Annotated in this window: 23 protein-coding genes; 11 read left to right on the top strand and 12 right to left on the bottom strand. The window is 37.5% G+C overall.

The features are described from left to right. Nucleotide 1: 1 nt before the first annotated feature. The gene (locus J2743_RS09485; RefSeq protein ID WP_209626591.1) at nucleotides 2-556 is read right to left on the bottom strand and encodes a nucleotide exchange factor GrpE; all 555 of its coding nucleotides are present in this window, start codon (nucleotides 554-556) and stop codon (nucleotides 2-4) included. Nucleotides 557-911: 355 nt separating this feature from the next. On the opposite strand from J2743_RS09485, the gene J2743_RS09480 reads away from it, so the two are divergent. Beyond that, the gene (locus J2743_RS09480; protein WP_209626618.1) at nucleotides 912-1,415 is read left to right on the top strand and encodes an ArsR/SmtB family transcription factor; all 504 of its coding nucleotides are present in this window, start codon (nucleotides 912-914) and stop codon (nucleotides 1,413-1,415) included. Nucleotides 1,416-1,458: 43 nt separating this feature from the next. On the opposite strand, the gene hypF is transcribed toward J2743_RS09480, so the two are convergent. Then, nucleotides 1,459-3,774, bottom strand: coding sequence for a carbamoyltransferase HypF (gene hypF / locus J2743_RS09475; protein WP_209626589.1), 2,316 nt, complete (start codon nucleotides 3,772-3,774; stop codon nucleotides 1,459-1,461). A gap of 182 nt (nucleotides 3,775-3,956) precedes the next feature. On the opposite strand from hypF, the gene larB reads away from it, so the two are divergent. Continuing rightward, on the top strand, nucleotides 3,957-4,724 hold the full coding sequence (larB, locus tag J2743_RS09470; protein WP_209626616.1) for a nickel pincer cofactor biosynthesis protein LarB: 768 nt from the start codon (nucleotides 3,957-3,959) through the stop codon (nucleotides 4,722-4,724). A gap of 13 nt (nucleotides 4,725-4,737) precedes the next feature. Here larB and J2743_RS09465 read toward each other — a convergent pair whose 3' ends face one another. Then, on the bottom strand, nucleotides 4,738-5,544 hold the full coding sequence (locus J2743_RS09465; protein WP_209626587.1) for a phosphatase PAP2 family protein: 807 nt from the start codon (nucleotides 5,542-5,544) through the stop codon (nucleotides 4,738-4,740). 112 nt (nucleotides 5,545-5,656) lie between these two features. After that, the gene (locus tag J2743_RS09460) at nucleotides 5,657-5,992 is read right to left on the bottom strand and encodes a winged helix-turn-helix transcriptional regulator (RefSeq protein ID WP_209626585.1); all 336 of its coding nucleotides are present in this window, start codon (nucleotides 5,990-5,992) and stop codon (nucleotides 5,657-5,659) included. A gap of 465 nt (nucleotides 5,993-6,457) precedes the next feature. On the opposite strand from J2743_RS09460, the gene J2743_RS09455 reads away from it, so the two are divergent. Then, on the top strand, nucleotides 6,458-6,970 hold the full coding sequence (locus tag J2743_RS09455) for a nitroreductase family protein (RefSeq protein WP_209626583.1): 513 nt from the start codon (nucleotides 6,458-6,460) through the stop codon (nucleotides 6,968-6,970). Between the two features lie 175 nt (nucleotides 6,971-7,145). Next, a complete protein-coding gene (locus tag J2743_RS09450; protein WP_209626581.1) occupies nucleotides 7,146-7,529 on the top strand; it encodes a GNAT family N-acetyltransferase in 384 nt (127 codons plus the stop codon). A 32-nt stretch (nucleotides 7,530-7,561) separates the two neighbouring features. Here the strand turns inward: J2743_RS09450 and J2743_RS09445 are convergent, their stop codons facing one another. The 8 genes from J2743_RS09445 to J2743_RS09410 form a co-directional block, all read right to left on the bottom strand. Then, a complete protein-coding gene (locus J2743_RS09445) occupies nucleotides 7,562-8,278 on the bottom strand; it encodes a 4Fe-4S double cluster binding domain-containing protein (protein ID WP_209626579.1) in 717 nt (238 codons plus the stop codon). Nucleotides 8,279-8,320: 42 nt separating this feature from the next. Further along, entirely contained in the window at nucleotides 8,321-9,010 is a 690-nt protein-coding gene (locus tag J2743_RS09440) for a class I SAM-dependent methyltransferase (RefSeq protein ID WP_209626577.1), read from the bottom strand. 39 nt (nucleotides 9,011-9,049) lie between these two features. Then, complete coding sequence (locus J2743_RS09435) at nucleotides 9,050-9,541, bottom strand: GNAT family N-acetyltransferase (protein ID WP_209626575.1); 492 nt, start codon at nucleotides 9,539-9,541, stop codon at nucleotides 9,050-9,052. Between the two features lie 60 nt (nucleotides 9,542-9,601). Then, nucleotides 9,602-10,282, bottom strand: a complete 681-nt coding sequence (locus tag J2743_RS09430; protein ID WP_209626573.1) for an epoxyqueuosine reductase — start codon at nucleotides 10,280-10,282, stop codon at nucleotides 9,602-9,604. A gap of 63 nt (nucleotides 10,283-10,345) precedes the next feature. Next, on the bottom strand, nucleotides 10,346-11,302 hold the full coding sequence (locus J2743_RS09425) for a prenyltransferase/squalene oxidase repeat-containing protein (RefSeq protein WP_337971764.1): 957 nt from the start codon (nucleotides 11,300-11,302) through the stop codon (nucleotides 10,346-10,348). 69 nt (nucleotides 11,303-11,371) lie between these two features. Then, nucleotides 11,372-11,878, bottom strand: a complete 507-nt coding sequence (locus tag J2743_RS09420) for a hypothetical protein (protein WP_209626568.1) — start codon at nucleotides 11,876-11,878, stop codon at nucleotides 11,372-11,374. 65 nt (nucleotides 11,879-11,943) lie between these two features. Then, on the bottom strand, nucleotides 11,944-13,104 hold the full coding sequence (locus tag J2743_RS09415; protein WP_209626566.1) for a nicotinate phosphoribosyltransferase: 1,161 nt from the start codon (nucleotides 13,102-13,104) through the stop codon (nucleotides 11,944-11,946). A gap of 75 nt (nucleotides 13,105-13,179) precedes the next feature. Beyond that, nucleotides 13,180-14,970: a DNA-directed DNA polymerase gene (locus J2743_RS09410; RefSeq protein ID WP_209626564.1), complete on the bottom strand. Its 1,791-nt coding sequence runs from the start codon at nucleotides 14,968-14,970 to the stop codon at nucleotides 13,180-13,182. Between the two features lie 458 nt (nucleotides 14,971-15,428). Between J2743_RS09410 and J2743_RS09405 the strand changes: the two genes are divergently transcribed. The 7 genes from J2743_RS09405 (at nucleotide 15,429) to J2743_RS09375 (ending at nucleotide 20,844) form a co-directional block, all read left to right on the top strand. Then, on the top strand, nucleotides 15,429-16,031 hold the full coding sequence (locus J2743_RS09405; RefSeq protein WP_209626562.1) for a GNAT family N-acetyltransferase: 603 nt from the start codon (nucleotides 15,429-15,431) through the stop codon (nucleotides 16,029-16,031). Nucleotides 16,032-16,273: 242 nt separating this feature from the next. Beyond that, nucleotides 16,274-16,852, top strand: coding sequence for a PadR family transcriptional regulator (locus J2743_RS09400; RefSeq protein ID WP_209626560.1), 579 nt, complete (start codon nucleotides 16,274-16,276; stop codon nucleotides 16,850-16,852). Nucleotides 16,853-16,956: 104 nt separating this feature from the next. After that, a complete protein-coding gene (locus J2743_RS09395; RefSeq protein ID WP_209626559.1) occupies nucleotides 16,957-17,973 on the top strand; it encodes an ABC transporter ATP-binding protein in 1,017 nt (338 codons plus the stop codon). A 4-nt stretch (nucleotides 17,974-17,977) separates the two neighbouring features. Then, nucleotides 17,978-19,162 carry an ABC transporter permease gene (locus tag J2743_RS09390; protein WP_209626557.1) on the top strand — a complete coding sequence of 395 codons (1,185 nt, stop codon included), beginning with the start codon at nucleotides 17,978-17,980 and terminating at the stop codon, nucleotides 19,160-19,162. Nucleotides 19,163-19,176: 14 nt separating this feature from the next. Then, the gene (locus tag J2743_RS09385) at nucleotides 19,177-19,644 is read left to right on the top strand and encodes a 4Fe-4S ferredoxin (RefSeq protein WP_209626555.1); all 468 of its coding nucleotides are present in this window, start codon (nucleotides 19,177-19,179) and stop codon (nucleotides 19,642-19,644) included. Between the two features lie 10 nt (nucleotides 19,645-19,654). Continuing rightward, nucleotides 19,655-20,224 carry a class I SAM-dependent methyltransferase gene (locus J2743_RS09380; RefSeq protein WP_209626553.1) on the top strand — a complete coding sequence of 190 codons (570 nt, stop codon included), beginning with the start codon at nucleotides 19,655-19,657 and terminating at the stop codon, nucleotides 20,222-20,224. 5 nt (nucleotides 20,225-20,229) lie between these two features. Further along, a complete protein-coding gene (locus J2743_RS09375) occupies nucleotides 20,230-20,844 on the top strand; it encodes a GNAT family N-acetyltransferase (protein WP_209626551.1) in 615 nt (204 codons plus the stop codon). Nucleotides 20,845-21,039 lie beyond the last annotated feature (195 nt).

The following is a 21,039-nucleotide window of genomic DNA, read 5'->3' as shown; positions in this document are numbered from 1 at the left end:
CTTATGCATCATTTTTTTCATCATTTTTCTTACAGACTTTAACTTTAGAATATTTTATAACCTTAGAATTCAATTTATAACCTTTACAAAGCTCTTCAATAATTTCTCCATTCTTAAAGTCCTCATGGGCTTCGGCCATAAGTGCTTCGTGCAGGTAAGGGTCGAATTTTTCACCTTCAGCAGTGATCTCTTCTAAACCTTCTCCTTCCAGGATTTTTTTAAGTTTATGGTAGATGAGATCCACCCCTTCCTGGAGATCATCGGAGTTTCCAGATTTAAGGGCCCTTTCCAAGTCTTCGTAGGCGTCTAGTATTTTAAGAATGAGTTTTTCATTGGCGTAATGAATTTGTTCACTTAATTGTTTTTCTGTATGTTTTTTAAAGTTCTCAAAATCAGCCTGGAGCCTTAAAACTTGTTCTTTATATTTTTCTATTTCCTGGTCTTTTTGGATGATTTCCTCTTTTTTTTCCTGAAGTTCGTCATTTTTTTCCTGGATTTTTGATTCCAGTTCCTTCAGATCATCCTTCATCTTCACCATTTCTTTTTCATCGGTCATTTGTTCACCTTTATCGGGGGAATGTGAGGATCAGTAACTTTACCATTATAGTTACCATAAGTTATATAAATCTTTCTGAAGTTCATGGTTATAGTTACCATAAGTTATATAAATCTTTCTGAAGTTCATGGTTATAGTTACCAAAAGTTATATAAATTATTAGTAACCAAAGGTTATATAAACCTTTCTAAAAAATTGAACTATAGTAACAAATAGTTATCATAATTTATAAAAAATTTTAAAATCTTCAATTTTTTTAAAGATGGGCTAATAATTTAAGCTAATAATTTAAAGGTGTATAAATAAATCAAAAACTAACATGTCTTAAAATAAGATAGGAAAAAGTGGATTAATGATGGATTTAGAGTTATTACTGGATGTTATGGGCTGCAAAACCCGTAGAGACATACTTGATCTTTTACGAGACGAGCCACGTTTTGTTAGCCAGATATCTCGGGAACTGGAAATTGGTCAAAAGGCCATCATAGAACACCTGCGAGCTATGGAAGAAGCAGGACTTCTCAGCTCCTCATTCCAAAAGATAGAAAGGGGAAGGCCAAGAAAATACTACGACATCTCCAATGATGTGGAATTACAAATATTCGTTAGTCATGGGAATATAAGGGTGAAATCACCAGGTCATGAATTCCAGGAACTGCAACTGTTAGAAGAACGCGCCCGTCTAGGGGAGGATGTTTCACCTGAACTGGAACAGCTTATAAAAAATTACGACGAAGCCAAAAAACACGCTAAAAATCTTTTAAAACAGGTTGATCATCGAAAAAGAGCCCTCAAAACACGTTCTTTGAATCTACCAGTAATGTTTGGTGAAGAAGAATCTGGAAATGAGGAACCTTAATGAGGAACCTTAATTATTAATTATTTTTATTTTAATTAATTTTTTATGAATATTTTTTCCGATACCGTAAAGCAGCCACTGCAGCCTGACCCAGTGAAACAGAGCCATCTCCTGCACAACTATTCTTGTGTTGGAGGAAACGATAACCCGCATCTTCTACAAATTTTTTAATGGTCATGCTAATGGCTTCATTGTAAAAAACCCCTCCAGACCCACCGATTGTATCAACATCTTTTTTTTCCGCCGCCAGGATTGCCAATTCTGCCAGTCCCTGAGAAACAGCCCGTTGAGCAGAACATGCCAGATCTTTAACCGGATTTCCTTCCAATTTCTTCTCTAAAACTGATGAAAGTATCTGGGAAGTATCCAAAACATTAATACCATTATTTTGCACGATTTTAACAGGTAAATCGAACTTATCTTTGCCGGGATAAGCTGTAGATTCCAGTTTCATGGCACATTCACCTTCATATGTTCTTTCTCCACAGATATGCAGGGCTACAGAAAGAGCATCAAGAACACGGCCTGTGCTAGTGGTTTTTGTTAGATTAAATTCTTTATCCATTTGATTGGCCACTATATCAACTTCTTTTGCCCCATGGGGGAAGTAATCAACATAGTGGGTTTTCATAAGATCCAGTATTTCATCTTGATCATAGTGGGGATAAAGCATAGCCATCATCATCCTGATGGGATAACTAGTAGTTAAATCTCCTCCAGGCATTTTTTGAGGCATTAAACTTGCCATTTTTTTATATTCTGGGCCGTTGGAGTAAAGAATCTCCCCTCCCCAGGCACTTCCATCTTCACCATAACCAACACCATCAGCAGCAATGCAAATAATCTCATCTACACCCCAATCTACAGATAGAGCTGCGGCGTGAGCATGATGATGCTGAACTTTTAAAACCGGACATTCAAACCGTTCACCCAGTTCATGAGCCAGTTTAGTGGTGAAAAACTGAGGATGAAGGTCACAGGCCACCACATCAATCCTGTCGGTTCGAGTAATTCCCATCATATATTCGATGGCCTCTTGAAGATAAAGGAATGTCTCGTATTTGGTGGTATCCCCAATATGTTGGGACATGTAACATTTACCTTCTTTAAGGAGGGAGAAGGTGACATCGATTTCTGGTCCCAGAGCTAACACATTCAAGTCCTTATTAATATTTGAAAAATCGTATGGTTCAGGCACATAACCACGGGATCTGCGGATAAATGCCATGTCACCCCCACGGAATCGAACAACGCTATCATCGCATCTGTTAACAATTTCACGGTTGTGCAAAAGGTAATAATCCGCCACACCCTCCAGTTTACTAATAATATCCTGGTTTTGGGTGAGCATAGGTTCTCCAGGCATATTGGCAGAAGTCATAATGTAAGCCGGGGCATGGGTGTAGGTGAAAAGTAGATGATGCAGTGCAGAGTAAGGGAGCATCACTCCTAGATTATGAAGGTCAGGTGCAACATAGGGAGATAAATAGTAATCATGGTTCTTTTTAAGCACAACAATGGGTCGGTTCCGGGATAAAAGAACTTCCTCCTCATAATCTGCTACTTCAACAAAACTTCCAATGGTGGAAACATCAGGAGACATACAGGCGAAAGGCTGGTTCATTCTACCTAATCTTTCACGCATTTTAAGAACTGGTAAATCCTCCGTGGTTTTCGCCACCAGATGTGTCCCCCCAATACCTTTAATGGCCAATATATTCCCTTCATCCAGAAGTTTGGCAGTTTCTTTGATGGGATTTTTTAGTTCAATCTCCTCTTCACGGTACAAAAAAACTTCAGGTCCGCATACTGGACAGCAAGTTGCTTCTGCATGGTAACGACGGTCTTCAGGGTCCTTATATTCGGTCATGCAATTGGGGCAGAGGGGAAATTCCTCCATGGAAGTGCGCTCACGATCATAAGGAACAGAACGGATAACAGTAAACCGTGGCCCGCAATCAGTGCATGCTGTGAAGGGATACAGATACCTCCGGTCACCCTGGTTCATAACCTCCTCTAGGCAACTATCGCAGGTGGCAACATCTGGGGGTATTACAGAAGATCCTGAGAAATTTGATGAGCTTTCCAGGATCTGGAAACTGTTAAAATCTGTTAAAACGTCTTTATCCAACCATTCTAACTTTAATGAATCTATTTTGGATATTGGCGGTTTTTTAAGCTCTAAATCATTTATGAAAGTTTTTATATTCCTTTCATCACCTTCAACTATTATTTCAACCACATTTCCCAAGTTTCGCACGTATCCATTAAGTTCCAGAGCTTTGGCTATTCTGTAAACGTTGGGGCGAAAGCCAACCCCCTGTACAATTCCCTGAACCAGTATACGCGCTTTTTTCAATTTAAGGCTCCTTATCATATTTTTAAAGTTTACAATCTTTAAAATTTTCAGTTCAATTTTTCCTATGGTATATGGAATTATTGTTGACCATAGTATAATTGATTCATCTTACCTGGGATTCATTTTATAGAATTGTTTTTAATACTCCAGCTTTATATATAAAGTTGATGAGCATGGATAGTATGAAGAAAGTACTCCAAGAACTAATTAATGGTAATGTATCAGTGGAAGAAGCTGAAAAAATGCTTAAAACCATGCAAATAGCTGAACTGGAGGATTTTGCCAAGTTAGACACGGCTCGCGATATTCGAACCGGTTTCCCAGAAGCTATTTTTGCAGAAGGAAAAAATGATCAGGAACTGGTGAAGATAATCCGGAACTGTGCAAATAGGGGTAGGGTTCTGGTAACTCGGTTGAAAGAGGATAGATACATTAATATCAAAGAAAAACTTGAATCCCTTCGTGATGAGGGGTTTAAAGTAGAGTATAATACAAAAGCCCGGGTATTACTCATTAAAGATCAGGAAATAGAAAGGCAGGGTAAGATTGGTATCATCACTGCTGGTACTTCGGACATACCTGTGGCTGAAGAGGCTCGTATAGTAGCTGAAGAAGCTGGATGTGAAGTCATAACAGCTTATGATGTGGGTGTTGCTGGAATTCACAGATTATTCTCTCAGATCAGAAGGATCTTAGAAGAAGAAGTTAAAGCCATCATTGTGGTGGCAGGTATGGAAGGAGCACTACCTTCAGTGGTGGCAGGGCTGGTGGACATCCCGGTAATCGGAGTACCCACTTCTGTTGGATACGGGGTAGGTACAGGAGGATTTACAGCACTTAATGCAATGTTACAATCATGTGCCCCTGGAATTGCCGTGGTAAACATTGATAATGGATTTGGAGCAGCAGTATTTGCTGTTACCGTGGTGAAACAAACCGAAAAAGATTGAATTTTTCGTTTTATCAAGGAATAAAATAGACTCTGAACCATATGAAATAATCCCAACTGAAAATAATATAGCTCACATAGAGAATAAGAAATACCATGGCATACCATTTTTCATTTTGAAGGGTTAGTCTATCAGTATCCAACAACCATTGTAATAAACTGGCTAAAATTACCATTAATATGATTGCGAATCCGATTCCAAATAAAACATCGGAAATATAATGCACTCCTACCAAAATCCGACTGAAAGAGAGGGTTATAGCGTAAATAAGGAGCAACAATGCTAAAACTATTTTGATCCAGTTCCTTTTGAAAGTCGCATCGTTGGTTAAAAAACAGATTATCAAGGGTAAAGTTCCGGCAAATGACTGAAAAGCATGTCCAGAAGGAAGGGAAAACCCACTTGCGTAGTATATGGTGTTTAGATCGAATGTTATCATTGGCCGCGGTCGTGCAAAAAAATCCTTTAAAATCGGGTCGATAATTGGATTGCCAATTGCCAATAACATGATTGATAAAAAGAGAACTAAACGGTAAGGTTTCAATTTACTGATCTTGAACGATGTTAGGTATATGGCCAAAAGAGGGAATTGCACAATATAGAGCAAGTATTTGGTGTAGGCATACCAGAAATTTGCAAGTGATGGATCAGCAAGTAGGGAAGTGCAACTGACCACAATCCAGTAATCAAAACCTGGAGTAAAATAGGCAATCACTGCAGCTATCCATAAAATAACGGCGCATGAGAGTAATATTAATTTTTTTTGGCTTCCAAATTCAAATAATTTAAGTTTGGAAGTTTTTCTAGTATTCGTATCCATTTTTTACCATTTATTTTGATTTAACACTTGATGAGGGTGATGGTAAATAAGATTATTAAGACAGCTTTTGGTGATTATTAGGATTGGGTTCAGGGAAAGAGGTCTAATCTTCTCATTCAACTTTATTTGTGCTATATTTTTTCCCCCACTCACATAATGAGTCTAAGATGGGCAGTACAGATTCTCCTTTAGGGGTAAGTGAGTATTCAACTTTAGGGGGTACTTCGGGGTAAACCTTTCTATTGATTAACTGGTCTTTTTCCAATTCTCTCAGGGTTTTTGTCAGCATTCTTTGGGTAATTTCAGGTAACTTTTTATTAATCTCGTTAAATCTAAGTTTACCGTCTTTTAAAGAGCATAATACCAATGATTTCCATTTTCCACCTATTTCATTAATAGCGGCTTCTACTGAACAGATATAATCATGGTTTTCCCCATCAATAGTCATGATTACTACTCCTAATTTTTAATAATCTAATCTGGAATTGTTTATATGTTATTTAACATAATATTACTACTATTTATACAGAATTTTTTTTGCACCGATGTATTTTATGGAAGAACTAACTATTTAGTTCTCTTAATGGTCATTAGTATACTCTATGTAAGTATATATGATAAGTGTTCGTACATACTTTAAATACTATTAGTTACTTTTTTATATTGTTGAACTTATCGAGGTGAAAAAATGCTAGTGAAATTTGATTTACAACATTTTTGCTGTGGACCTAAAGGCTGTGAAATAGAAATAGAATACGGCGAAATGATGGACGCAGAATAAAAATAGAATAAAAACCTTCTTAAAACTTTTTTTTATTTAGTTATCTTTTTTCATTTTTTTAAAATTCTCATAATTTTCACAAGAGCTTTTTTTAATATGATTAAAAAAAACAATAACAAAGGGGTTAATATAATGGATGTTTTTGAAGCAATCACTGAAAGGAAAAGTATTAGGAAATATAAAAAAGCGGCAGTTGAGGCAGATAAACTAGAAACAGTATTGGAATCCGCCCGTATTGCACCATCTGCTTCTAACAGGCAGGAATGGAAGTTTTTGGTGGTAAAGGATCAGGACACCCGTGATAAACTTATTGGAGCAGCAAATGGCCAAAAGTTTGTGGGACAAGCACCAGTAACTATTGTAGCCTGTTCAACAGAATCTGAAAGAGTCATGCCCTGCGGACAGTACGCTTATCCTGTTGATCTATCCATTGCCGTGTCTTTCATGATACTGGAAGCCACTGAACTCGGTTTGGGGACCTGCTGGCTAGGGGCATTTGATGAAGAAAAAGTCAAAGAAATTTTAAGTATCCCCAAGGATATCCGAGTGCCTGCCATGTTTACATTGGGATATGCCGATGAAAAACCCGCGTTACGACGTAGAAAAGACTTAAATAATATTGTATGTTATGAAACGTACCGATAATTCACTTATTCACATGTTAAGATGTACATGTAATTGATTTGGGTTATAATGGTGTGGTCAATACAAAGAAGTAAGTAATAAATAGGATTTAACAAACTTTAAATTAATGAATGTAAAAATCCGCAATGCTTTCCCAGAAGATTTTGATTTTATATTGGAACTGACAGGTCACAATATGGAAAAAATTGTTTCCCAGGAATGGAACGCAGATTGGGAAAAAGATATTAAACCAAATCTTATTAAAACATGGGATAAAGGGGAAAAGAAGGTTATTGAGAAGAATGACATTCCCATTGGCTATTTCTGGTTTGAAAAACATTCTAAGAAAAAAGAAATTTTTATCAACTCAATGCAGATAATTGAAAGATGCCAAAGAAAAGGCATAGGGGATATGATCATGAAATGGCTTATTAATGAAGCCAAAAATGGTGATTTAAGATATATTAGAGGTGTGGTTCAAACAAAAAATATTTTTGCAAGGAAATTTTTCGAAAAAAACAAATTTCAACATGTCAATAAAACTGAAAGTGGTTTGTTGGTTGAAAAAGAGATTTTATGAATACAAGGGTATAGGAAATGAGTAGGAACAACCTATTTCCTTCTATGTGGACAGATATAAATGCACAATCCACAAACACTCCATTCTTCCCCTTCATTAAGATATTTTTCACATTTTCTAGCATCATAACGTGTTTTTCGGGGTTCATCTTCCTGGAATGATGTGCCGGTGAATGAACTGACCGGACATATTTCCACACATTCAGTACAATTACCACATTTTTCATCCATGGGAGTCCCAGTTACCCTGAGTGGTGCATCGGTGAGTATTGTTATCCACCTCACCCTGGGGCCTGCTTCGGGTGTTATCAGCATACAACTTTTACCAATCCAGCCATGACCTGCCAAGTGGGCGGTTAACTTATGAGAAAAAACAGCACATATCCGTTCATCATCATATCGTTCAGATGCAGGTAAAGGCAGAGCATGATAACCTGCATTTTGAATATAACTACCTAAACAAGATGCCAGGAAATCCAATCGACGGTTTATAACTTGATAACCGTGATGGCGGTAGTTAACCGCCACTGAACGCTCTTTTCGATGGGGAAGCTCATCCACAATACTATCCATAATCCGTATGCCCAGTGAAATGCCCAGGGGATAGGAAGCAACCTCATCCCCACCTTGATCCCTAATAAAATCGTGGGCTGGTGATAGGTCTGCCACTCCATAAAAATCTGCCCCTTTTTTATGGGCAATTATCCTTAAATCATGATCTAATTTGTTGAAATTCTCTGGAGAATCCATTTAAATCATCTTTAGTCCTCTTTAATCCTTTTTGCCTGAAATCTATTTCTTACCATAAAGCACCACAAAATTGTAGTACTTGTAATAAACATCCACATCCTGGTAACCAATTTCATCCAGCCACTTCAGGTTATCTTCTAGACTGGCAGGATTATCCAGTTCCATACGGTCATATATGGTCTTTTTTTCAGATTCAGTGAGGTAACCTACATCTATTTTATCCATCCAGTTCTGCTGATATTCGTCTTCATTGGCAGGGTGTGGTCCCAGAACCTGGTCAGCATTAATGAAGACACCGCCAGGATTCAAATGTTCATACACTTTATGGTATAAGAACTTTTTATCCTGGTGTTTCAGGTGATGAATGGAAAGGGATGAAACCACAATATCAAAAAATCCCTCAAAATCATGTTTTAAGTAGTTTACCGCCACATAACTGAAATTATCCAGGTTTTGGAATCTGGCCCTGGCAATGTCCAGCATTTCTCCTGATAAATCCAGGAGGGTGAAACTACCTTGCGGGTATCGATTATAGACGTAACTGGTTAGAAGCCCGGTACCAGCGCCCAGATCAAGTATGTTTGGTTGAGAAGTTTCAACTGTGGATAAATCGGCTGTTACCTGGTAAAGATCCTCCAGACAGGGAATAACATGTTTCCGTTGCTGGTCATATTCCTCAGCCCCTTGGTCGAATTTTTCCTTTAACAACTGGTCAAGACTTTTCTCTTCCAAAAATATCTCCTCCCAACCATCCTTACTATTCCTAACTATTTAATCATTAATTACCTTTTTGTCATGATTAATTGGTTGTTCAAGTCTTAGGGCCCTGGGATGAAATCCATAACCTTCATAAAATGACACAGCTTCCTGGTTACCAATAGCAACCATCACTTTCCTGATCTTGGTGCCTTTTTCATCCATCCACATCAGAGAACGTTTCATTAACTCCCTACCAACGCCCAAAGACCTATATTTCTCTTCAACATAGATGGAATCAATTTCCCCCTCATTTTCACGGGATATTGTGGTGATACAGTATGCCACCAGAATTCCCAAATCTTTATCTTCAGCCAGACTAATGAGCATGTCTTTGTTATTAGACTTTTTCAGGAGAACTTCCTTACGTTCAGGGAAGGTAAAGTTTGCATAATATTCCTGGAAATCTGATTTTTGATTCAAGTGATGTTTGTTGAGTTTCTCCCATAATGGTTGGACTAAACCCAGAGCTTCAGGCCCAGTGTCAATGAATCTAACGTTTACCATATAACCTATTCCTAAACATCTGAATAATACTTATTGAATAAAATATTAATTACAATTTGATTATTTAGTTGATCCTAAAACATTAGGGCAAACAATTCTACATAAATTACATTTCTTTAAAACAAACCCTCTTTCTGTTATAAAGTTTGATAAGATTCTACAATTTTTTTGGTTAACTGTTTCACCATCTAAAGCTTTTTGAGGGCACTTGTCTATGCAAAGACGGCAATTTTCCTTGCAAACAGTAAAATCTACTATTGGATCATTTTTCAGCTCGATATCAACCAGAACCGCCCCTATCTGGATCATATTGCCATATTTTTCATTTACCAGAAGTGTGTTTTTTCCCATAACCCCCAGTCCTGCTAAATAACCGGCATGACGCAATGATAGAATACCTCTGGCGTACTGATATTCAGCTTCCCAGTATTCTGACGGATCATCAGAGGGTATCGAAACAGCTTCTACTCCAGAATCTTCTAAAATCAGGCATAGTTCAACCCCGATCCTATCAACTTCCATGGTGACTATGTTGTTTACGTGAGTGTATGGCACACAGCTTTCAGCAGACAAAGAACCAGTTGGAACTCTTTTGGCGAAAACTATCGCAGATTTACAGTTAGAATAAATGTCTAATGGGTTAAATCCTACAGGAGCATCTTGAAATCTTTCTACACTGGCGATTCCACAAAGATCTGCACCGAGTTCTAATGTTATATTCTTAATTGTTTTTGCATTCATGGAATCACCACCATATAATCTTTTATTTGGATCTTCGATATTTTTTTATTATTTTTCAATTTATTAACCATATCTTTTGAACAATCTACTGACAGCAAGGCAAATCCAGTATTTTAAATCCTTATCACTTCCCCTGACAATATGCAAGTCAAAAAGTCCTTCATTGGTTTGTTTTTTCTTCAAAAAGCTTAATCCTTCATGTATATTGGGATTATCCGTATTAAATTCAAAAAAAGACAATGAATCCAAAGCACTGATAATATCAGTGAACAAAAAAGGATAGGAAACTCTTTTCCAATATTTTTTGTCTTTTCGGTCAGGATATTTATCCGACAGGAAGAATCTGCTGGCCAGTAATCTCGCCGCCTTCCTGGCTTCTTCAGATTCACGATATTTTGGATGTGCTGCAAATGCCCGAAGCACCATACCAGTCACCAAATGCGAAAATGGTCGGGTTTTGTCTGGTGAATTAGGTTCATCAACTGTTAATGCTTCTTTCAGGTTCATTCCAGCAGTACGGAAGGGGATGATCCAACCTCCATCTTCTTGCCGTATGGAAAGTAACCATTGAAACCCCTTTTTGATGCGTTTGTCATTTGCATAACCTGCTTTTATCAAAAGTTCCATGATGGCAGGAGAGTAGGTGGTGGCATACTGGTTGCCATAGATCCCTCTAAAATCTCCTTCAGGGGTTTGACAATTGAATAAGTATTCAGCTGCTTTTTGGATTTTGTAATGATCCCCATTAAGACCATATTTCTCAACAAGTATTCCTAAAGTTTTGTAGGTCTGGAACTGGTCATAATCCTCCCTTGAACGCAAATTTTCCCTGATTTTGCTCGGATATTCCCAGGACCCATTATTTTCCTGTTTTCGGAGGATCTTCAAAACAGGGGGAAGTTTCCATAGATCCTTGACGGATCCTACTTCTTCATTTAAAATGTCTCGACGGGTGAAATACTCAATTGAGGGATTATCGCAGGATAGTAACTTGGGGATAGGGTTTATTTTTAATTTCACGGCTAACAACTCCTGAATTCACAATAATTGCTCAAAAGCATCATCTTCCAACAAAATTTCCAACTAATATTATCTTTCATCGTCAAAAAGTTCTGCAGCAGGGCAACCAAGCTCTTTTTGCTGGCAGTGTTTACAGGTTAAGGATCTTACAAATGCATTTCCACCTAAACCTAGAATTAAGATGATTATAATGAGTAATATGGTAATCCAACTGAATTTGTTTATTAAAAGGATAATTCCACCAGTTAGGGGAAACAAAAAAACCAAAAAATCAGGCAGGACTGCATACCAGGAGACATTTTTTTGGGTGAATAGTTCAGGATTACCTTTTTTGAAAAAATAGGATGATAAACGACCTTTACCAAAAGCACAGGTCTTCCCATAATAGTAACAATTAACACAACCTCCTTTCATCAATCTAATTTCTATTATAAGACAGAAAAGTAGGTACAATACCGAAAAGAGGATTCCCAGACCATAAAGTATGAAAACACCAATGATGTAGATGGAAATAGAAAGGGCGTTGCAGAGGATCACTATCTTCAGAGGATATTCTTCATAACATCCAGTTTTCAATTTAAACCCCTCAAATTTAGTTTTATAACTCTTTTTAGTTATAAAATTTATATTTTCTAGTTTACTCATAATTCAGGGAGGTGTTTGAGTTGTCCTAATACATACTCCCTGATTTTTCCTGGTTCTAACCGTTTTGGTAAGATTTTATGTTTTTTTATCAAAGGATAAAGTAAGCTTTCATATTTTCCCCCACACTCACATTTACTAAATTCTTTTTCAAGGGGTAAAATATGGTCTTTGTAACATTCCTGGCAGCGAATTACGTTTTTAGCCCCGGAACATTTCCCTCTTTTTGCCAATGGTTCTCCATCAACTTCTACAATATCCATGGAAAAGTCCACCACCGGGGCGTTACTGATGGAAGTTCCAATTCCATAGGCATCCACCAGAGGATTAAGTTCGGGAAGGTTTATTTCTTTAATACCACCACTGACAAATATTTTCACATGTTCAAATCCTCTTAAATCCAATTCCCATCGTGCTTCTTCCAGGATACGATAAAAATCTCCACGTCGAGATGAAGGTGTGTCAAAACGCACAGCGTAAAGTTTTTCACCCATGGCCTCTGCTACATTTAAACATTCAAATTTTTCATCATTGAAGGTGTCAATAAGAGCAACCCGATTAACATCGGGATCTATCACCTCATCAAAAGCCTTCACAGCATCTACAGTAGAACCAATGCAGATAACCAGGGCATGGGGAATAGTTCCCAAAGGATCTTCCCCTATGATTTCCCCACCTTTAATAACGGACACACCATCACAACCACCAATAAAAGCGTTCCTTTCTATCATAGGGGCAATGGCTGGGTGCATTCTACGGGCACCGAAACTCATCACCAGACGTTCCCCTGCCAGTTTTTTATATCGGGCAGCTTGAGTGGCGATACCAGTAGCCTGACAGAGAAGTCCCAGTATGGTTGTTTCAAAAGCACAGAAATCCTGATAACAACCCTCTATCTCCAGAACAGGCTGGTTAGGATAAAAAACAGTACCCTCTCTCATGGCCCGTACCTTCACAGGCAGATCCTTTAAAAGCAGAGCCACCTCTTCTAAACCTGCTAAAACAGCCCAGGAACATTCACCAGGTAAGGTTTTGGCAGCGAATTCTGCCCTGATTTTGGGATTGATGTCTTTATTTTTCAGTATTTCCAGAGTCCGCTGGAAGTAGACGTCGGTGATGTCGCCCTTCATGATTTCTTTTTCTTCAGCCACGTGGAACATGCTGTTCACCATTTTTTGAATTTTAAGTTGTTTAAACAGATTATAATTTAAACAATGTCAATAATTTTTAAGCAGTTAATCCTGATAAACAGCGTAAAAACCATCGGTATCTGCATACACTGGTTTGAAACCAAATTCTTCTGCTTGAGCCATGGTTTTTTTAATATAAGCCCTTCCCCAGGCAGTGATGGCATCTGCACATTCCAGACGGTACCATCTGAAACGTGAATAACCATAAACTCCATACATGGAGTTAGCCAACCTTTTCAGGGCTTCCTGTTGAACGTTCAGAATCTTTTTTTCCTTTTCATCCTCTGATTCTTTCATCATGGTTTTAAGACGCACCCTTTCATTGAGAATGTTACCAATTATAGATGGAACAAAGCCAGTTGGCTCTTTAAGAAACATATATCCTCTTTCAGGGGAGACATGGCATTTTCCAGATTCACATTCATTCACCAGGGTGTCGGGTGAAACATTTTTGGAGATGATGATACTGGGATACAAACTACGGAAATCAAAGTAAACAATGTTTTCATGAAGGCCCTTAACTGGATCCTTCACGTAGCCTCCGGTGGCTCTTTTACCTCTCCGATTTGAATACTGTGATGATGATGGTTTGTTAGGCACCACTTCACCCTGTTCATATGCTTTGCGGATAAGATACCATTCCACCATTTGTCCAGTGGTCATACGGGCCACATCAAAAAATGGTTGACCCACTATCCTGGTAAGTTCCTGGGTCAAAGGTAGCATTTTCTCCCCAATCTCCGTCACAGTCACTGCATCATCCAGGGAATACCTGAAAAGTCTTTCCAGTTTTTTCCCTCCTGCAGTCCAGTACTCATGTATTTCGTCACCTGGAATGTCGTGTTTTTCTTTGCCGAAAAGCTCTAAATAGACTCTTTCTAGAGTGTAACGGTCCAAATGAAGATAACGGCGCATGATAAGGTAAATATCAACATGTACTCTGCCTTTTACCAGGGCAGCGTTGGCAAAACCTCTTTTCATAAATTTAAGAGAAGAACCATCAGTACCCAGTTTCAGGGGGACGTCCAGGAGTGATGCCCGATCCCGGATGTAGGGAAAATCAAAGTTATCAGAGTTATAACCAATGAGAAGATCTGGATTTTCCTCTTCAACAATATCCACAAATCTTTTAAGCATCGCTGCCTCATCATCAAGAGTTTCAACAAAATTTAATGGAGATTCAGCAGTGGATAACACTTTCTGCAGCCCCTGATTACTGGAAAGGCTGATCATTATGATAGGGTCTGTTTCTGAGTTGGGCATACCCTTGGGATTGTAAACTTCAATGTCCAGGCTGAGAATATTAAGATCTGGAAACTCAGAGCTAACCGGGAAAATTTCACCTTCCAATTCCATGACACAGGTACTGGTGTTAGCCGGGACATCTTGAATATCCATTTCATGGGGGTTGATAACATTCCCTTGAACTTCCACTTCAGCCATGGGAAACAATCTTTTATCTATTAGGTATCTACGGTAAAAAGGAATATCGTGCTCTCTTATATCTTTGACTTCAGATAAATCTCGTATTTTATCTCTTAACTTGGGAACGTCTTGGGGATGGTTTAAAGTGACTTTTATGAAATCTTTTTCCTGTCCCAAGTCTTTCATTTTCACTTTTTCAACCTGGGGAATATTCAGTTCTTCTATTATTTGTTCCTGACATTTGTCCAGGTCATGGGGCACTACATAAATGTAGGGTTTGAATCCTTTGTCAAGTACGATAACGGATTTTCCTTCTTTTTCATTTTTTTCTCTTCCGAAAAGTCTTACCACAGCTTTTTCGCCCCTGGTGATGTAGTCTATATCCAGGAGCACCATTTTTTTGGTTTCCATACAATCTCTTAATTTATGTTAAACAGGCTATATAATTGTTGAATCTGATTTTATCTAAAAATCCACTAACACCGGTCAATAAGGTGAATTAATCAATTAACGATAAGATATTAAAATATCAAGTTTTTGATTTAACTTTTCAGGAAAAAAGAGTTTTTTTGAATTATAATTTAATTTCCAAAGAAATATTTTAAGGAGGATGTGATCACTTTAGGTATTACTCTGTTGGGTATTTTGCCATATATTGCAACTGTATAATATTTGCAGTTGATGTTGTTGGAACATTGACATTTTTCGATTGAGTGGTTATATGGATCATACTATTTTCAAAGTTTTGTCACACATTGCAAGTGTAAACATTGTTAATGATAATCAACAGAGCTTAATCTTAGGGAATTATTAATACTTGGTTAACTAAGAATTCTGTTAAAGCATGTTTTAAGGAGTTAAATGTTAAAATGCATCTTGAAAAAATGGATAAAAATAAACATGATTCATTAAAGGTTTCAGAACTTATTTACGAGGCTGATGTGAATACTTTCGATTTTTTCTTTGATAACAAGGAAAACACCTCTCGAAAACTTGAGAAATTGGTAACAGAAGGGAATAACAGTCTAGGTTATGAGCAAATTTATGTTGTAAGTGATGAAAACTCTCAAATTTTGGGGGTGATGGTCTATTCATTTGGGTGGAAATTCGATAAAAAGAAAGAATTAAAGGTTCTTTTCAAGAATTTTAACATCTTAGATTCTTCACGGTTTATAATGATTGACATATTAGACAGCATTTTCCTATCTGATCTGGAAGATGATGATTATTATTACGCAATCATAGCTGTAGATGAGAAATCAAGGGGACAGGGCATAGGTTCATTTATCCTAAATGAGGGAATAAAACTGGCCAGGGAAAATAAGTGTAAACGGGTCGTTTTAGATGTTGATATGGAAAATGAAGGTGCTTTACGATTGTATAAAAGATTTGGATTTAGAAAATTCAATGAAAAAATATTATCGTTACTGGGATGGGAAAAAGGGGCGTATCATATGGAATATTTACTTTAAATTAATAGCTAATTCTCTTTTTAATTAATGTGGGTGTTTCATTAGATTGTCTTAAGTATGTGATTTTTACTGGATCACAATCTATTTATATAATGACCCACTTAATATCGATTAGTCGATATCGAGAACTTGATATTGTTGGAGAAAAAAATTGTTGTAAATCAATTTAAAGATATTATGGCAATTATTCAATATCAACTCTACGATATTATATCAGTTATATGGTAGGAGAGAATTCCAAGATGTGGGATGAGTGGAGAAATAAATGGGATAACTGGAGAAATATCCATGAAAAAATACATAAACTCCATAATTTGGGAGGTTTAAGAATATGGATACTCCACGTTCTTGATCACGGCCCAAAAAATGGTGTAGAGATAATGGATGCCATAAAAGAACATTATGACGCCATAAATGAAATGTATCAAAAGCGAACACAAGAGTTTGGAAGTGATCACTATGATCACCACTTTCAAAAAACAATGAGACGTGGTCCATGCCGCCCTTCACCGGGTTCAGTATATCCCATGCTTAAAAAAATGGTTGATGAAGGCTTAATAAAAAAAATTGAAGATGGAAAATATGATTTAACCGAGGAAGGACGGGAAACAATCGTTGATCTTTTCGATGGTTTACAGAGACCCGATGGTCACATAGGAGATAGGGGAACTTTCGTTACGGAACATGTTTTAACAGAGATGAATCGCTATGTGGCCTTTCTGGAAGACATAAAAAAAGAGAAACTCGCACCACACAAGGAAATGATAGGAGAATTAGGTGAAAGATTAAAAAAAATGGAAGAATCACTTCCAGATGAATAATTTAGATTCAAAAACTGGTCTTTATAGCAAAATAATTTTAAAAAATTCGTATAACCTAGCCTGGGCTATCATTGCCTGCGAATCGAATTTAAATAGGGAAAAACATGACAAAAAATGCGATAGAGGTAAATAATCTCACAAAAAAGTTCAAAGACTTTACAGCAGTGGATAATTTATATTTAACTGTAAAAGAGGGTGAAATTTTCGGGTTCCTGGGACCCAACGGTGCTGGTAAGAGTACTACCATAAGAATGTTATGTACCCTGGCCCAACCCACATCAGGATCTGCAAAAGTCGCGGGTTATGACTTGATTAAGGATTCTGCTAAAATTCGCCAGAATATTGGCCTGGTTGCAGAGAAGATGATCATGTACGACCGTCTTACTGCCGCTGAAAACCTACGTTTTTTCGGAAAATTATACTCAATACCAAAACAAAGGTTGGAAGAAAGAATAAATGAATTATTTCAACTGGTTGATATGCAGGAATGGAAAAACACTCAAATAAACAAGTTTTCAACAGGTATGAAGCAACGAATCAATGTAATCCGGGCTTTACTACCCGAACCCAAAATACTGTTCATGGATGAACCCACACTGGGTCTTGACCCGCAGACCACATTTTCAATAAGGGATATAACCCGTCAAATAAATCAAGACGGAGTGACAGTGATTTTAACCACGCATGCCATGACTGAAGCAGAAGCACTCAGTGATCGGGTGGCCATAATTGATCATGGTAAAATAGCTGCATTGGACACCCCAGAAAACCTTAAAAACATGATTTCACAGGGAGATGCCAATGTATTCGGCACCAAAATTTCCAACCTGACCTCGGAACTAGTTAATAAAATTAAATCCATGGATGTAGTCACAGCAGTGGCACAACAGGACGATTATAATCTAAAAATCAGTGCACAGGGCGAAAATGCTCTTAATGAAATTATTGACACCATCCGTGATGAAGGGGGCAACATAGCCTCAGTAACTAATAGCAATGAATCAACACTAGAAGATGTTTTCTTGGCAGTTACTGGTAAACAAATGCGCGATCAGGCCACTGAAAAAGCAACCCCAGTACACCATAGGCATGGGCCTGCCCCGAAAGCAAGAGTAAGGTGAGATGATGAATATTAGTAAAATATTCAAGGACAGTTACCATGTAATGGCCAAGGACATGCTGGAATTCAGAAGAAACCGCATGCAATTGGCTGCTCTTTTCATGATGCCCCTAATATTCCTCCTGATGTTTGGGTTTATATTCCCCAGCGGAGGCACCCAGCAGCACATGCCCATGGGAATAGTAAACCTGGACCATGGTCAGGGAAGTGACGAATTCCTGGCCCAACTTAATCTAATAAACCAAAACACCAGTTCCATGGATTTCATAAATTATTCCAGTGTAGATGACGCCAAAACTGCCATCAACCAGGGAAAAATATATGGCACATTCATAATACCTTCAGGATTCTCAGATAACATAACCAATGGGAAATCAGGAGATTTCACAGTATACATTGACAACAGCAACCCTCAGAGTTCTGTACAAGTTCAACAGGCATTATCAGGGATATTAAGTGGTTTGAATGATATGAAAGCTCAGGCTAACGTATTACAACTTGCTAAAGACACAGATCAACAGATCAATCCGCAAGTTATGATTTTTCCTTACGTACTGAATGTGTCTACCACCATACCTGGTGAAACTAACTACTTCAACTTCCTGGCACCAGGGCTCATGATCATGATCGTTATGATGACGGTGATGACAGGAATTCCAGAAGCCATCTCAAAGGAAAAGGAAATGGGAACCTTCGATGGCATGTTATCCGCACCAATCAGCCAGATATCGGTTATAATTGGTAAAACAGCTGCCCTCTGCACCCGGGGATTTGTACAATGTGTGATAATACTGGCAATGGCCATGTTATTGTTTGGAGTTACCATCCAGGGGAACCTTTTACTGGCATTTTTCATGCTACTTTTGGGAATATTCAGCTTCATAGGCCTGGGAATTCTGGCAATTTCCATGTCGGGAGATCAGGCATCAGGAACCATGATTGTAAATCTGTTGATGTTTCCCATGATATTCCTGGGGGGTATTTTCTACCCTTTACAGCAGATGCCATGGTTCATGCAGGATATTTCCAAATTCATCCCCCTCACCTACGCTGCCGATGCAATGCGTAAAATAATTCTTTTAAACGCAGGAATTGGTGATGTCCTATTCCAGATGCTCATACTGGTAGCATTTGGTGTGGTTACCATGGCCATTGCAGTACCACTATTTAGAAAATCAATGACCAGATAGGAGGTGATAAAAATATGAAATTTGAACTGGCAATAAGAAATTCCATTGAAACAGAATGTGAAGACTATTTTTTAGGAATAGTGGATCTGTCTCATTTAGAAAACACCGTGATAGAAAAATACAATACATTGATCATGGAATACCCTCGAGCGATATCTGTAGGTATTACATTACCTTATTTGATCTCTGACGGGTTAAAAAAAAGTTATAAAAAGCTTCACCGTCAAACAAACTGTCAATTAAAATTAATCACTTCACAATTAAGTGAATTATTAGAAAATGAAGGATATAGGACGTTTACCATGCCTAAATCAAGAACAACTGATGGGAATGATACTTCATTCCACGAAGTAGTGGCAAGCCTGGCAAACATGGGAAAAATTGAAAAAAACCAATTAATAACGCCAGAAGTAGGTTCAATGGTTAACTGGGGAACTGTAATGACTAATGCACCTTTAAAAGCATTTTATAAAAAAGATTAGGGGGTTAAGAATGTTCAGTGAATTTCGATTGAAGATGTTAAATAGGGAAGCTTCTTCAACAAAAAATAAATCCTCAACCATCATTGAACACCTCAATCTTAAAAATGGAATGGTGGTAGCAGATATTGGATCCGGTGGTGGATATTTTGCCTGTAAATTTGCCAAGAAAGTGGGAAAAGAAGGTCAGGTCTATGCTATTGATGTTAACCAGAAATCCCTTGACTATATAGTCAGGAACCTTGAAAAAGAAAGAATCAATAATGTAAAAACTATACTGGCCCAGCCACAGGGGATAGACTTACCTGAAAAAGTTGACCTATTTTTTTTAAGAAACGTATTCCATCACCTCTTTGAACCAGTAAAATATTTTAAATCCATTGGAAAATTTCTAGAAGATAAGGGCAAAATAGCCATCATTGATTATCAGAAGAAAAAATTCAGTTTCACAGGACTGTTCGGACATTACACACCTATTAACATTCTTTTAGATGTTCTGGATAGTGCCGGATTTTATCCTCTGGAAAAAGAAGATTTTCTCCAGGATCAGTTATTCGTAATTTTCGCAAAGAAGGGGGATTAAAAAAAATGCCCATAAAAACAATTAAAGACCATTTTTCCAGCAATCCATTGAAAAATCATTTTGAAAGCAACGTTTTAATGGAACATTTCAAGAACAATTCATTGAAAAATCATGGGATTTATTTTTTCAATGATAACATGGAAAATGGAGTTTTAAACCAGTTTTATAGTAGTAGTAATTTTGAATTCAGGCGATTTTCCTGGGATGATCTGGATGAATGTACACAACTATTTAAATCAGTGTTTTCAGCAGATCCATGGTACGATGAATGGACCTCCCTGGATCAGGCACGAAATTATTTGAAGGAACTCATTGGGAATCCAGTTTTTGAAGGATTCATATACTGTGAAAACTCTAATATCGTGGCAGTATGTCTGGGGCATCGGCGATCAGGGTGGATGGGTAACGAATTTTTTATAGATGAATTTTTTGTTGAAAACAATAAGCAAAGTGAAGGTATTGGAACCAAAACGTTAGACTTAGTTGGGAAAGTTCTTTTTGACATGGGGTACACTCGTTTAACATTGCTTACCAATAAAAGTATACCTGCTGAAAGTTTTTATCTTAAAAATGGGTTTTACACCAATGAAAAGAGAACAGTGATGGTTAAAGAGTTTTAAATCATCGATTTTTTGGTTAAATTTATTTCAATCTTTTTTAACACTCAACGGCTTGGGCATTGTAAATGTTACGATTTTTAGTTATTCAAAACCGACATATAGATTAAAATCACTCATGTTGCATAAACAATTGTTGCATAGTCAACATATTTATATAGGGTTAACGGCTAACTGTTACTACTTCCTGGATTCTTA

This window comes from Methanobacterium petrolearium (genome assembly GCF_017873625.1).
Lineage (GTDB): Archaea > Methanobacteriota > Methanobacteria > Methanobacteriales > Methanobacteriaceae > Methanobacterium > Methanobacterium petrolearium.
The sequence above is the reverse complement of the archived record's forward strand: the minus strand, read 5'-3'. Positions and strand labels throughout refer to the sequence as shown.

Excerpts from the sequence above, each read along its gene's own strand:
- J2743_RS09485 (WP_209626591.1), bottom strand. The coding sequence starts at position 556 with ATGACCGATGAAAAAGAAATGGTGAAGATGAAGGATGATCTGAAGGAA.
- J2743_RS09480 (WP_209626618.1), top strand. The coding sequence starts at position 912 with ATGGATTTAGAGTTATTACTGGATGTTATGGGCTGCAAAACCCGTAGA.
- larB (WP_209626616.1), top strand. The coding sequence starts at position 3,957 with ATGAAGAAAGTACTCCAAGAACTAATTAATGGTAATGTATCAGTGGAA.
- J2743_RS09465 (WP_209626587.1), bottom strand. The coding sequence starts at position 5,544 with ATGGATACGAATACTAGAAAAACTTCCAAACTTAAATTATTTGAATTT.
- J2743_RS09460 (WP_209626585.1), bottom strand. The coding sequence starts at position 5,992 with ATGACTATTGATGGGGAAAACCATGATTATATCTGTTCAGTAGAAGCC.
- J2743_RS09455 (WP_209626583.1), top strand. The coding sequence starts at position 6,458 with ATGGATGTTTTTGAAGCAATCACTGAAAGGAAAAGTATTAGGAAATAT.
- J2743_RS09450 (WP_209626581.1), top strand. The coding sequence starts at position 7,146 with ATGGAAAAAATTGTTTCCCAGGAATGGAACGCAGATTGGGAAAAAGAT.
- J2743_RS09445 (WP_209626579.1), bottom strand. The coding sequence starts at position 8,278 with ATGGATTCTCCAGAGAATTTCAACAAATTAGATCATGATTTAAGGATA.
- J2743_RS09435 (WP_209626575.1), bottom strand. The coding sequence starts at position 9,541 with ATGGTAAACGTTAGATTCATTGACACTGGGCCTGAAGCTCTGGGTTTA.
- J2743_RS09430 (WP_209626573.1), bottom strand. The coding sequence starts at position 10,282 with ATGAATGCAAAAACAATTAAGAATATAACATTAGAACTCGGTGCAGAT.
- J2743_RS09415 (WP_209626566.1), bottom strand. The coding sequence starts at position 13,104 with ATGTTCCACGTGGCTGAAGAAAAAGAAATCATGAAGGGCGACATCACC.
- J2743_RS09410 (WP_209626564.1), bottom strand. The coding sequence starts at position 14,970 with ATGGAAACCAAAAAAATGGTGCTCCTGGATATAGACTACATCACCAGG.
- J2743_RS09405 (WP_209626562.1), top strand. The coding sequence starts at position 15,429 with ATGCATCTTGAAAAAATGGATAAAAATAAACATGATTCATTAAAGGTT.
- J2743_RS09400 (WP_209626560.1), top strand. The coding sequence starts at position 16,274 with ATGTGGGATGAGTGGAGAAATAAATGGGATAACTGGAGAAATATCCAT.
- J2743_RS09395 (WP_209626559.1), top strand. The coding sequence starts at position 16,957 with ATGACAAAAAATGCGATAGAGGTAAATAATCTCACAAAAAAGTTCAAA.
- J2743_RS09390 (WP_209626557.1), top strand. The coding sequence starts at position 17,978 with ATGAATATTAGTAAAATATTCAAGGACAGTTACCATGTAATGGCCAAG.
- J2743_RS09385 (WP_209626555.1), top strand. The coding sequence starts at position 19,177 with ATGAAATTTGAACTGGCAATAAGAAATTCCATTGAAACAGAATGTGAA.
- J2743_RS09380 (WP_209626553.1), top strand. The coding sequence starts at position 19,655 with ATGTTCAGTGAATTTCGATTGAAGATGTTAAATAGGGAAGCTTCTTCA.
- J2743_RS09375 (WP_209626551.1), top strand. The coding sequence starts at position 20,230 with ATGCCCATAAAAACAATTAAAGACCATTTTTCCAGCAATCCATTGAAA.